Here is a 12,003-nt window from a genome sequence, read left to right as displayed (position 1 = left end):
TGAACATCCATGGCAACTGACAGCACCAAGACCCCGGGCGCCCAGGCGCCCGGGGGCGAGGCGACGCTGGAGGGCGGCAGCTACGAGGTCATCCGCGCGCGCCTCCTCTCCCAGGCGGACGCGCTGGCGACCCAGGCGAACGACCTCAACGCCCGGCGCAAGGCGCTGTTCGGCGGCACGGAGCTCACCGTCATCGGCAATGAGCGGGTGCGCACGGAGAACAACTGCGTCCCCCGCGACATCGTCAGCGTCGGGAAGTACCTCCTCTTCGGCTACAACGTCTTCATCGGCCTGAAGAAGGAGACGACCGTCTCGGACGTCTTCTCGCTGCACCGCTTCGAGAAGACGGCCGAGGGCTTCGACCTCTCCGCCGTGCCTCCCACGGAGGCCGGCGGCTTCCTCGCGGACCCCCGGTTCGTGAAGGACTTCAGCGAGCTGTACAAGTACTACAAGGACACGAAGCTCTTGCAGCTCAGGCGCCGGGACTCGCGCCTGCTCGCGGTGTTCCAGACGGGCCAGTCCGCGCGCGACCTGAAGGTCTTCCGCTTCAACGTGGACGTGGAGGGCCGCGCCACCTACGTGGACAACCAGGGCGAGCGCGACCACGTCTACCCGCCGTCACACGACTTCGAGTGGACGGTGGCCACGCGCGAGCAGTACGTGCTGGGCCAGCACCCGCACGTCAACGTGCTGGATCAGGTCTTCGTGGAGACGGTGAAGGGCGACCTCACCGTGAAGGTGGAGGACAACACCACCACCGGCCTGGGCATCTACAGCGAGCCGGTGGAGGACCCGGACCAGTCGCTGGACGACGCGGAGTTCGCCTGGACGCAGGTGGGCGGGCTCATCCTCCTGCGCATCCTGCCGTTCCGGGAGAAGGCGCACCGCTACCTCGTCTTCAACGCGCGCACCCAGCACGTGGTGCGCATCGACGCCATCGGCCAGTCCTGCGTGCGGCTGCCGGAGGACCAGGGCATCGTCTTCCCGGGCGGCTACTACCTCCAGACGGGCGACTACAAGGTCTTCGACGGCGCGTCGGAGGGGATGGAGTTCCACCAGGCGGTGCGCTCGCCCAACGGGGAGGACGTGCTCTACGTCTTCCACCGCCGGGATGACGGCGCCTACGTGCTCTTCCCGTACAACCTGGTGCGCAAGGAGGTGCAGACGCCGCTGCAGGCCAACGGCATGAGCCTCTTCGCGGACGGCGGGCTGGTGGTGTTCCGCGCCTCGTCGCAGGAGCCCACGCGCGTGCACCCCATGCAGGTGTGGCAGACGCCGTTCGTCTCCGACGAGCACGCGGCGAAGCTGCCCCCCGCGCCGGGCTATCTGGGCAAGGTGGGCAACGCGGAGCTGGTGCGCGGCATCAGCGACGCGCTGACGCTGCCGCGCGTGGCGAGGACGGACAGGCCCACGCGCCGCACCTACGAGGACCTGGTCTCCGCGGCCACGCGCGCCCTGGACGCGTACTACTGGCTCTCCCACGCGGAGGTGGGGCTCCAGGAGCCCATCGAGCTGCTGCGCCGCACCTCCGAGCTCATCATCGATGAGTTCGAGAAGGTCCTCGCGATGCGCAAGCGCGCGGAGGAGTCGCTCGCGCAGGCCCTCCAGACGCAGGAGACGCTCCTGCTCAACGCGCAGCCGGAGGGGCTCACGGACGCCGAAGGCTTCATGCGCGCCCTGGCGGACCTGCGCCGGCACCGGGGGCACCTGATCACGCTGAAGGACGTCCGCTACATGGACCTGGGGCGCGTGGACGCCCTGGAGCAGGCGGTGGTGGCCGCGTCCGACGCGGTGAGCACCGCGTGCGTGGACTTCCTCCAGAAGGGGGAAGCGCTCCAGCCCCTGGCCTCGCGGCTCGAGGGGCTCCTGGAGCGGCTGGAGCCGCTGGCGACGACGGCGGAGCTGGCCCCGCTGGCCGAGGACCTGGAGCGCACCGGCCAGGGCCTGGAGGTGCTGGGCGAGGTGGTGGGCGGACTCCAGGTGGGCGATCCGCTGGCCCGGGCCCGGATTCTTGAGGGCATCTCCGAGCTGTTCAGCCGCCTGAACCGCGTTCGCGCGGGGCTCCAGGCGAAGCGCAAGGAGCTGTCCGGCAGGGAGAAGCGCGCGGAGTTCGGCGCGCAGTTCAAGCTCCTGGGGCAGAGCATCGAGAACGCGCTGTCGCAGGCGGACTCGCCGGAGAAGTGCGACGAGGCGCTCTCCAAGCTCACCGTGCTGCTGGAGGAGCTGGAGGGCCGCTTCGGCGAGTTCGACGAGTTCCTGGGGCAGATCACCCAGAAGCGCGAGGAGCTGCTGGAGGCCTTCGGCGCGCGCAAGCAGGCGCTGGTGGACGAGCGCCAGCGCCGGGCCTCGGGCCTCTTCAGCGCGGCGGAGCGCATCCTCCAGGGCGTGCAGCGCCGGGCGAAGTCGTTCAAGGCGGACGACGAGCTCAACGCCTACTTCGCGTCCGACGCGATGATCCTCAAGCTGCGGCAACTGTCCGAACAGTTGCTGGCGCTCCAGGACAGCGTGCGCGCGGACGAAGTGCTGTCGCGGGTGAAGTCCGCGAAGCAGGACGCCCTGCGCGCCCTGCGCGACAAGCAGGACCTGTTCGAGGGCGGCGAGGGCCTCATCAAGCTGGGGCAGTACCGCTTCCACGTCAACACGCAGCCGCTGGAGCTGACGCTCGTTCCTCGCGACGGCGCGCTGTACCTCCAGCTCACCGGCTCCGACTACACGCAGAAGGTGGAGGACCCGGAGCTGCTGAAGTACCGCGAGCTCTGGGAGCAGCACCTGGTCTCCGAGACGCGCGACGTGTACCGCGCGGAGTACCTGGCCGCGGGCCTGCTGATGGACGCGGAGGAGGGGAAGGGCGGCCTCACGCTCGCGGCGCTGTACGAGGCCGGCGCGCAGGGGCAGTTGATGGAGCGCGTGCGCGCGTACGCCGCGGACCGCTTCGACGAGGGCTACGAGCGCGGCGTGCACGACGCGGACGCGACGGTGCTCCTGGAGAAGCTGCTCGCGCTGCACCAGGGCGCGGGCCTGCTGCGCTTCGCCCCGGGGCCTCGCGCCTGGGCCGCGCTGTACTGGGCTTTTGATCCGGACGACGCGCTCCGGGGCGTGTTCCACCGGCGGGCGCGCAGCCTCGCGCGGCTGCGGCAGGCGTTCGACACCGGCTCGGACCTGGTGGCGCTGGGGGATGAGCTGGGCGAGCGCGTGCTCGCGTTCCTCCAGGGTCACGGGCTCGCGGCCTCGCCCGCGGAGGGCCGGCAGGCGGGCCGCTACCTGGTGGAGGAGCTGGCGGTGGACCGCCCGCGCTTCACCACCAGCCGCGAGGCCCTGGCGCTGAAGGACGCCTTCCTCGCGCACCTGGACCGCCACGGTTCGCGCACCGCGTTCGACGACGACCTGCGCGGCCTGGAGAAGAACCTGCCGGAGCGCCTGCGCATCGCCCGCGCCTGGGTGGACGCGTTCCTCGCGAAGCGCGAGGGCGGCCCGGGCGAGGCGGCCCACGTCGCGCTGGAGACGGCGGTGGTGCTGCTCACCGAGCGCAAGCTGGACCGCGAGACGGCGGGCGCCCTCACGGCCACGGAGGCCACGGGCCTGCTGGGCAGCCACCCGCGCATCCAGGACCGCAAGCTGTCCCTGCGCCTGGACGAGTTCCTGTCGCGGCTGGGCGAGTTCCGCCAGGTGCGCGTGCCCGCGTACGTGGCCTACCGCGCGTACCTGCGCGACCTGCTGGACCGCGAGCGGCGCAAGCTGCGGCTGGAGGAGCTGACGCCCAAGGTGCTCACGAGCTTCGTGCGCAACCGGCTCATCGACGAGGTGTACCTGCCACTCATCGGCGCGAACCTGGCCAAGCAGTTGGGCGCGGCGGGCGAGGGCAAGCGCACGGACCGCATGGGCATGCTGCTGCTCATGTCGCCGCCGGGCTACGGCAAGACGACGCTGATGGAGTACGTGGCCAGCCGCCTGGGCCTCACCTTCGTGAAGGTGAACGGGCCGGCGCTGGGCCACTCCGTGAAGTCGTTGGATCCCGCGGAGGCGCCCAACGCCACCGCGCGGCAGGAGGTGGAGCGCATCAACCTGTCCTTCGAGATGGGCAACAACGTGATGCTCTACCTCGACGACATCCAGCACACGGACCCGGAGCTGCTCCAGAAGTTCATCTCCCTGTGCGACGGCCAGCGCCGCGTGGAGGGTGTCTGGAATGGCCAGACGCGCACGTATGACCTGCGCGGCAAGAAGTTCTGCGTGGTGATGGCGGGCAACCCCTACACGGAGACGGGCGAGCGCTTCCGGATCCCGGACATGCTCGCCAACCGCGCGGACACCTACAACCTGGGTGACATCCTGGACGGCAAGGAGGAGCTGTTCGCGCTCAGCTACCTGGAGAACGCGCTCACCTCCAACCCGGTGCTCGCGCCGCTGGCCACGCGCGACCCGCAGGACGTGCACCGCCTCATCCGCATGGCCCGGGGCGAGGAGGTCCCCTCCGGCGAGCTGAAGCACGGCTACGCGGCGGCGGAGCTCCAGGAGATCATCGCCGTCTTCCAGCGGCTGTTCCGCGTGCAGCAGGTGCTGCTCAAGGTGAACCTCCAGTACATCGCGTCCGCCGCGCAGGACGAGCGCTTCCGCACGGAGCCGCCGTTCAAGCTGCAGGGCAGCTACCGCAACATGGGCAAGCTGGCGGAGAAGGTCGTCTCCGCGATGACGGACGACGAACTGGAGCGCCGCATCGACGACCACTACCAGGGCGAATCCCAGACGCTCACCACCGCGGCGGAGCAGAACCTGCTCAAGCTGGCGGAGATGCGCGGGCGCCTGACGCCGGAGAAGGCGAAGCGCTGGGAGGAGATCAAGCAGGGCTTCGCCCGCGTGAAGCGCATGGGGGGCAAGGAGGACGACCCCGTGGCGCGCGTCACCGGACAGCTAGGCGCCATCGAGGAGCAACTGGGCTCCGTGCGCGACGCGGTGGTGCAGGCCGCCGCGCAGGCGAACGCCCCCAGCGACGACACGCCCGTGGCCCCGCACCTGGAGGCCCTGCGCGAGGCCGTGCTGGAGGTGGCCCGCGTCAGCCGCGAGGCCGCCCAGAAGCCCCCCGCCCCGGTGCAGGTGTCCCTCCCGGCCGCGCCCCAGGCCCAGGCGCCCGCCACGGACCTGGCCCCGTACCTCAAGCACCTGGCGCAACTGCTCAAGGCCCTCACGGAGCGCGTGGCCGCGCAGGCGGAGGAGGCCCCCACGCTGCGCAACGCGCCCATGCCCCAGGCGCCCGCGCCGGACTTCGGCCCGTACATGGCGCAGCTCTCCAAGGCCATCACGGCCCTGGCGGACCGGCCCGTGTCGGTGTCGCTGCCCACCCCGGTGGAGTCGCTCCAGCGCGCCGCGAACGGTCCGTCTCCGGCGGAGCTCAGCCGGCAGATCGAGCTGGTGGAGGGAGCGCTGCTGCCCCTGGAGCGCGCCGCCCGCCGCAACGTGCAGGGCGAAGGGGAGGGCATCAAGGCGCTCCAGGTCTGGCAGGGGGTCACGGAAGCCCTGGAGCTGCTGCGCGGCATGCTGCGGCGCTGATTCGATTTGCATGTCTGGCGTTTGCCTTTAAAGGGGTTGGCGCGGTTCCAACCCCTGGAGGTCAATGCCATGCAATTCTTCAAGTCGGCTGTTTCCCTGGGTGCGCTCGCCGTCGTCATGGCGTGTGGTGGAGCGGAAGAAGCGGGGGCGCTCGCCACCCAGAAGGCCGCGCTGGTGACCGGGACGTCCCAGGGCTGCACCTTCACGGTGTCGTTCGTGCAGCGCGTCCCGGTTCCCCCCATCTTCGACATCAAGCTCACGCGCGAGGCGAGCGCGACCTGCCCCTGGAGCGCGAGCACCGTGACGGTCGGGTACTCCAACGCCAATCCGCCCTCCATGGTGTCGCTGGCGGCCAACGACCTGGGCGTGGCCGTGGGCTACACGTACCGGACGGGCGGCCCGTCGCCCATGGCGGTGGCCATCAAGCATGTGGCGCCGGACTCGCTGGCCATCGTCCGCTCCGCGGGCCTGATGCCCGTCGCGCTGGGGACGTACATCTGGTCCGCGGACCTGGGCATTGGACCGGATGGCACGACGCTGATCGCCACCGGCACCAAGAACGTCCCCATCTCCGGAGAGACGGGCTCCGGGGACCGCTACGTGGCCGTCTTCCCTGACTTCTTCACCAGCACCCTGGCTCCCACCATCGTCGCCTATTGAAAACAATCTGTTTCCAATGTCTGACGTCTGCCTTTATAGGGGGCGCCGCGGTTCCACCCCAACCCTGGAGTGCAATGCCATGCTGGACGTCAAGTCTGTTGTTTCCCTTTGCGCGGTCGTGGGCCTCACGGCCTGTGGCGCTGGCGTGGAGGGGGAGGAGGGCCTCGCCACCCAGGAGTCCGCGCTGGTGACGGGCACCTCCCAGGGCTGCACGTTCACGGTGTCGTCCGCGGCGCAGCCGGGCACGCTGCCTCCCATCTACGACGTCATCGTCACGCGCGCGGCGGACGCCACCTGCGCGTATGGCGCGGGCAGCGTCGTGGTGGGCACGTCCACCGGCACCGCGCCCTCGCTGTCGCTGGCGGCCAACGACCTGGGCGTGGCCGTGAGCTACACGTACAAGACCAGCGTCAGCGGCAGCGCGCCCCAGTCCCTGGGCATCCGGCACGTGGCGCCGGACACGCTGGACATCGTCCGGTACGCGGGCCTGTCCGTGTACCTGGGCCGGGGCTCCATCTACTCGGGCAGCCTGTCCATCGCCTCCGACGGCACCACGCTGACCGTCTACGGCACGAAGAACGGCACCATCTACGGCCAGACGGGCACGGGCAACACGTACCTGGCCAGCTACCCGGACTTCTTCACCAGCACCACGGCCCCGTCCATCATGACGTTCTGATGCCGTGACGGACGGGGCGGCGGGGCGCGCGGCCTACTTCTGGGGCGCGAACTGCTCCGCCCCGTCCACGGTGTCGTCGTCCAGCACCTTCTCCACGGAGTCCACCAACTGCTGGCCGTCACTGGCGGTGACGCGCAGTTGGAAGCGGCCCTCGCCGATGCCCTCGAAGACGAAGTAGTTGTAGCTCTGGCGCTCCAGCGCCTTCCAATCCCCGTCGCGCCGCCACTCCAGCTTCTTGATGGGCAGCCGGTGGTTGCGCACCTGGATGGCCGTCCACCAGGGGTTGCTGCCGTCCTTGAAGTGGTACTTCACCGGGCCGGCCACGTCGCAGGACACCGGCGTCCAGGTGATGTCCACCCGGCCGTCCTTCCGCTCCGCGACCTTGTCGAAGGCCTCCACGGACAGGTCCAGGTGGCCCTTCTCGCACTCCGGGCACTGGTCCACGATGCGCACGCGCGCGCTGCCCTTGGGCCCCACGATGTCCACGCACTGCCCGCAGGCGGCGCTGTTGTCGTACTGCTCGCGGTTCATCGCGGCCACCATCAGGTCGCCGCTCGGGTCGTAGCTGCAGTTGCCGCCCCCGTTGGCGTCGTAATAGGTCGCAATCCCTTTCTGCTCGGAGCCCAGGGCCACGCCGCCCCCGGAGGCGGAGTCTCCGCAGGCCCCAAGGGGCAGCGAGGTCAGGGCCAACACCCACGCATTTCGCAACGAAGCGGGTCGGTTCATACCGCGCATCATACACGCGGCGCTCCGCGTCAACGGCAGACAGGACTCCGCGTATTGGTTCCGCCAGGCAGGATTGTTAGCGTCCGGGCCTTCCCCCTCCCCAAAAAAGGAAAGGAATTCCCATGATGAGCAAGCTGACGTCCGTGGTGTGTCTTGGGTCCGCCCTCATGCTGTCGGCCTGTGGCGGTCCGGAGCAGGAGGACGGCGCGGAGCTCGCGCGGCAGGGTGCGCGGTTGACGACGGCGTCCTCGCAGGGCTGTGACTACGAGGCGACCACGGTGCAGATCACCACGTCTCCGCCGCAGTACAACGTCGTCATCACCCGCACGGGCGGCGCCACCTGCACCCTGACGACGGGCGCGTCGGTGGTCGTCCAGTCCGTCCCGCTGAGCCCGCCGGGCACCGTGTCCCTCTCCGGTTCCAGCCTGGGGCTCGCGGTGGGCTTCACGATGCGGAATGGCTGGAGCGGCTCTGCCGCCACCATCATGGCGGTGCGCGCCGTGGACCCCACGACGCTCTCCACCACGCGCAACGCGGACGTCTACTGCGACTACATGACGGGCAGCATCTCCACGGGGGGCCTCGGCGTCAGCAGCTCTGGGACCAACGTGACGGCCTCCGGTACCAAGGCGTGCAAGATCAACGGCAAGTCGGGGACCTACTGGTCGGCGACCTTCACCGACTTCTTCACCACCACCACGCCCCCTGTCATCACCGTCATCTGAAGCCCTCCTGAAAAAGCCCTGCCCGCCACCGGTGCATCCCCGGTGGCGGGCAGGGCCCCCCTTGCTGCGCGTTCCCCGTTGCGTCGTGCTGGGTGCTGCTTTCAGCGGCCGCTGGCGGACGCGGTCGTCAGCGCGCGTGCCTGGCCGATGAGACGGACGAACTCGGTGCGGTCGGAGTCACCGGCCACGGCGCCCTCCGCCAGCTTCTGCGTGGTGGCCAGGCTCCAGCCCTCCGCGGCGGGCGCGGCGCGGAGGATGTCCGCGGTGGCGGCCACGGCGAGGGCGAAGCGGAAGTCGCTGGAGGCGGCCTCCATGGAGGGCTTCAGGTTCGCGCGGGTGAGCGGGAAGGCCTGCTCCCTGGCCTCCGTGCCGTTGGGCGCCTTGGCGCGGATGCGCACGGTGGCCAGCTCCTGGGGCGCGTCGCCGGTGAGCTCCACCTCGTAGAGCGCCGTCACGGTGTGGCCCGCGCCAATCTCGCCCGCGTCCACCTTGTCGTCGCGGAAGTCCTTGTCCGCGATGTCGCGGTTCTCGTAGCCCATCAGGCGGTAGCGGCTGACGGCCTTCGGGTTGAACTCCACCTGGAACTTCACGTCCTTCGCGATGACCTCCAGCGTGCCGGTGAGCTGCGTCTCGAAGACCTTGCGCGCCTCCTTCATGCTGTCCACGTAGAAGCTGTTGCCGTTGCCCTTGTCGGCCAACTGCTCCATCAGCGAGTCGTGGTAGTTGCCCATACCGAAGCCCACCGTGGTGAGGGTGACGCCCTCGGCCACGTACTTCTCGATGCTGGCCAGCATGGCCTTGGGGCTGGTGTTGCCGATGTTGGCGTCACCGTCGGTGAGCACCACCACGCGGGACACCACGCCGCCCGCGGCCTTCTTCACCGCGTGCTTGTAGGCCAGCTCCATGCCTGAGGCCATGGCCGTGCCGCCGCCCGCGGTCAGCGAGTCCAGCGCCGCGTGGATCTTCTTCACGTCCGTGGCGGGCGTGGGGGCCAGCACGTCCCGCGTGGAGCCCGCGTAGGTGACGAGCGCCACGGTGTCGTTCTCGTTGAGGTTCTTCACCGCGACCTTGATGGACTCGATGGCCAGCGGCAGCTTGTCCGACGACGCCATGGAGCCGCTGGTGTCCACCAGGAACACCAGGTGCGCGGGCTTGCGCTGCGAGCGGGAGACGACCTTGCCCTGCACGCCCACGCGCACGAACTGGCGGCGCGCGTTGAAGGGCGAGGGCGCGCCCTCCAGGTGCACCGTGAAGGCGCCTTCCTCCGGCGGCGTGTAGCGGTACTTGAAGTAGTTGACGAACTCCTCCACGCGCACCGCCTGGGTGGGCGGCAACTGGCCCTGCTGCAGGTAGCGCCGCGCCATGGAGTAGGACGCCGTGTCCACGTCCGCCGCGAAGGTGGACAGGTTGTCCTTCGCCGTCTCGGTGAAGGCGTTGGCCTTGTAGGTCTCGAAGACGTTGCCGCCCTCGGCGACGCCCTTGTCCGCGTCCATCTCCAGCTTGCGCTTCTCCACCGGCGGATGGACCGGAGCCGGGGCGCCGGCGGCACCCAGGGTGCCCAGCGCCGCGCCCATGGGCATGGCCGCCTTCGCCGGCGGGGCGCGGCGCGTGGCCGGCTCGGACGCCGCCAGGGCACTGGACGCCTCACGCTCCTCGGCGGGGGCCGGCGCGATGTCACCGCGGTTCCTGGCGTCCGCGGCCGGGGTGGACGGGGGCGGCGGGGGCGCCATGAGGGCCGTGTCCTCGTCCTTGGGGGCGCTCTGGGTGGCCGCCAGGGCCTGGGGCTTGAGCTCGTCGCGCGCCGACAGGCGGCCCTGCGCCGGCTCCCGGGAGGAGCACGCGCTCACGAGGCTGGCGCAGAGGAGGGCACCACTGACGAAGGACACGCGGCGCTTCGAGAAGAACGGGGACATGGCGGCTCCGGGACGACGGGAGGAAGTCAGCGTGCCCCTGGAAACGACCGACCTCCGGAATGGGTTTATCCCGTGAATTTTTCCCGGGTCCGCGCGTGGGCCGCGCTTGCGTGGGGGGACCCCTTTTGCGACGGTCCCCGGCCATGGAGACGACACGACCGTTCCGGATTCTGGGCATCCAGCAGATCGCCATTGGAGGGCTGGACAAGGGCGCCCTGCGCAAGCTGTGGGTGGACACGCTGGGCCTGACGGCCCACGGCACCTACCGCAGCGAGAAGGAGAACGTGGACGAGGACATCGTCGTGGCGGGCGCGGGCCCCTTCAAGGTCGAGGTGGACTTGATGCAGCCCGTCAATCCGGACGGCCGTCCCAAGGTCCATGACCCGGCGCTCAACCACGTGGGCCTGTGGGTGGATGACCTGGCGGTGGCCGTCAAGTGGCTGGAGGGGCAGGGCATGCGCTTCACGCCCGGCGGCATCCGCAAGGGCGCGGCGGGCTTCGACGTGTGCTTCATCCACCCGAAGGCCAGCGATCAGTTCCCGCTGAGCGGCGAGGGCGTGCTGATCGAGCTGGTGCAGGCCCCGCCGGAGCTCATCCGCGCCTTCGATCAGGCCTCAGCCAGCGCGGCGCACTGAGCAGCCACTGTCCGGCGCGCGCGAAGGCCTTCTTCCCCGCGCGCTCCACCGGATCCCACGCGAGGCACAGCACGAACGTGCACGCGATGAGCAGCGCGAGCAGGCCGGAGAACTTCAGCCACCCGCTGGAGTCGCCCCACAGCTTCTGGAACGAGAAGACGCCGAAGACGCGGTAGTACAGCAGCATCTCGTGGAAGAAGTAGGCGGACAGCGACGAGGTGCCGAAGACCTCCAGGAAGCGGCGCGCGCGGGACGGCTTCGCGTCCGGTGACATCCGGCCCTCCGCCCACAGCATCACGAGCAGCACCGCGCAGACCCACATGAAGCGGGTGGCGGAGTTGGACGGGTTGGTGACGAAGAAGCGGTGCGGCGGGTAGAGGTTGTTGAGCACGCCCGGCAGCAGCGTGCCCACGAGGCCCAGCGCGATGAGGAAGCCCAGGGCCCACGCCAGCCCCTTGCGGCCCCACGCGCCCGCGATGCAGCCCGCGAAGGCGCCCAGCCACGCGAAGCCCACCCACGGCACCAGCGGGAAGGGGGCCCAACTGGACTTGCGCAGGAACGACGCCCAGGGCTCGCCCGCGGAGTCGCTGAAGGGGGCCAGCGCGAACGCCACCATCGCCAGGACGAGCGCGGTGCCCGCGAGCACGCGCGGGCGCGAGGCCAGGAGCGCGGCCATGGGCAGGGTGAGCAGCAGGCACAGCCCCACGCAGTGGAGGATGTCCAGGCGCAAGAGCCACACGGGCTCCGTGCGGATGGGGAACCAGACGGCGTTGACGAGCGCGGCGACGGCGAACACCTCCGCGATGCGGCGCAGGTTGCGGCGCACGCGCTCGTTCAGCACGCCCCCGGCGGCGCTGCGCACCATCAGCAGCGCCAGCGCGAACCCGGCGGAGAAGATGAACGCGGGGGCCACCAGCCCGTCCACCTTGAGCAGCCGTCCGGTCCACACGCTCTTGCGCAGCTCCGGGGTGAGCAGCACCAGCGCGTGGGTCTGGATCATCACGAGGACGGAGAGGCCGCGCAGCCAGTCGATGGCGCGCACGCGCTCGCGGGAGATGGGGGCGGCGTTGGTCGGGGAACTCACGGGCGGCGCTACCCTACGTCGGTCCCGCGGGCGGATG

General features: G+C 70.2%; 8 protein-coding genes. 5 read left to right on the top strand and 3 right to left on the bottom strand.

Annotation, left to right across the window (positions count from 1 at the left end):
• Positions 1-9 precede the first annotated feature (9 nt).
• The 3 genes from K8612_RS15675 to K8612_RS15665 all read left to right on the top strand — a co-directional run bounded on the left by K8612_RS15675 (position 10) and on the right by K8612_RS15665 (position 6,883).
• Positions 10-5,544, top strand: a complete 5,535-nt coding sequence (locus K8612_RS15675; protein ID WP_223762844.1) for a DNA repair ATPase — start codon at positions 10-12, stop codon at positions 5,542-5,544.
• 69 nt (positions 5,545-5,613) lie between these two features.
• Entirely contained in the window at positions 5,614-6,204 is a 591-nt protein-coding gene (locus K8612_RS15670) for a hypothetical protein (RefSeq protein ID WP_223738176.1), read from the top strand.
• A gap of 79 nt (positions 6,205-6,283) precedes the next feature.
• Positions 6,284-6,883 carry a hypothetical protein gene (locus K8612_RS15665; RefSeq protein ID WP_223762843.1) on the top strand — a complete coding sequence of 200 codons (600 nt, stop codon included), beginning with the start codon at positions 6,284-6,286 and terminating at the stop codon, positions 6,881-6,883.
• Positions 6,884-6,916: 33 nt separating this feature from the next.
• Here K8612_RS15665 and K8612_RS15660 read toward each other — a convergent pair whose 3' ends face one another.
• Positions 6,917-7,609: an expansin EXLX1 family cellulose-binding protein gene (locus K8612_RS15660; protein WP_223762842.1), complete on the bottom strand. Its 693-nt coding sequence runs from the start codon at positions 7,607-7,609 to the stop codon at positions 6,917-6,919.
• Between the two features lie 122 nt (positions 7,610-7,731).
• On the opposite strand from K8612_RS15660, the gene K8612_RS15655 reads away from it, so the two are divergent.
• A complete protein-coding gene (locus tag K8612_RS15655) occupies positions 7,732-8,334 on the top strand; it encodes a hypothetical protein (RefSeq protein ID WP_223762841.1) in 603 nt (200 codons plus the stop codon).
• A 101-nt stretch (positions 8,335-8,435) separates the two neighbouring features.
• Here the strand turns inward: K8612_RS15655 and K8612_RS15650 are convergent, their stop codons facing one another.
• Positions 8,436-10,247, bottom strand: a complete 1,812-nt coding sequence (locus tag K8612_RS15650; RefSeq protein WP_223762840.1) for a von Willebrand factor type A domain-containing protein — start codon at positions 10,245-10,247, stop codon at positions 8,436-8,438.
• 143 nt (positions 10,248-10,390) lie between these two features.
• On the opposite strand from K8612_RS15650, the gene K8612_RS15645 reads away from it, so the two are divergent.
• On the top strand, positions 10,391-10,882 hold the full coding sequence (locus tag K8612_RS15645; protein WP_223762839.1) for a VOC family protein: 492 nt from the start codon (positions 10,391-10,393) through the stop codon (positions 10,880-10,882).
• Here K8612_RS15645 and K8612_RS15640 read toward each other — a convergent pair.
• Positions 10,839-11,966 carry a heparan-alpha-glucosaminide N-acetyltransferase domain-containing protein gene (locus K8612_RS15640; RefSeq protein WP_223762838.1) on the bottom strand — a complete coding sequence of 376 codons (1,128 nt, stop codon included), beginning with the start codon at positions 11,964-11,966 and terminating at the stop codon, positions 10,839-10,841. The genes K8612_RS15645 and K8612_RS15640 overlap by 44 nt on opposite strands.
• Positions 11,967-12,003 lie beyond the last annotated feature (37 nt).

It is taken from the genome of Corallococcus sp. AS-1-6 (assembly GCF_020037015.1).
Taxonomy (GTDB): domain Bacteria; phylum Myxococcota; class Myxococcia; order Myxococcales; family Myxococcaceae; genus Corallococcus.
The sequence above is the reverse complement of the archived record's forward strand: the minus strand, read 5'-3'. Positions and strand labels throughout refer to the sequence as shown.

What these genes read in the sequence shown, in the direction of transcription:
- K8612_RS15655 (WP_223762841.1), top strand. Translation starts at nt 7,732, where the DNA reads ATGATGAGCAAGCTGACGTCCGTGGTGTGTCTTGGGTCCGCCCTCATG.
- K8612_RS15650 (WP_223762840.1), bottom strand. Translation starts at nt 10,247, where the DNA reads ATGTCCCCGTTCTTCTCGAAGCGCCGCGTGTCCTTCGTCAGTGGTGCC.
- K8612_RS15660 (WP_223762842.1), bottom strand. Translation starts at nt 7,609, where the DNA reads ATGAACCGACCCGCTTCGTTGCGAAATGCGTGGGTGTTGGCCCTGACC.
- K8612_RS15665 (WP_223762843.1), top strand. Translation starts at nt 6,284, where the DNA reads ATGCTGGACGTCAAGTCTGTTGTTTCCCTTTGCGCGGTCGTGGGCCTC.
- K8612_RS15675 (WP_223762844.1), top strand. Translation starts at nt 10, where the DNA reads ATGGCAACTGACAGCACCAAGACCCCGGGCGCCCAGGCGCCCGGGGGC.
- K8612_RS15645 (WP_223762839.1), top strand. Translation starts at nt 10,391, where the DNA reads ATGGAGACGACACGACCGTTCCGGATTCTGGGCATCCAGCAGATCGCC.
- K8612_RS15670 (WP_223738176.1), top strand. Translation starts at nt 5,614, where the DNA reads ATGCAATTCTTCAAGTCGGCTGTTTCCCTGGGTGCGCTCGCCGTCGTC.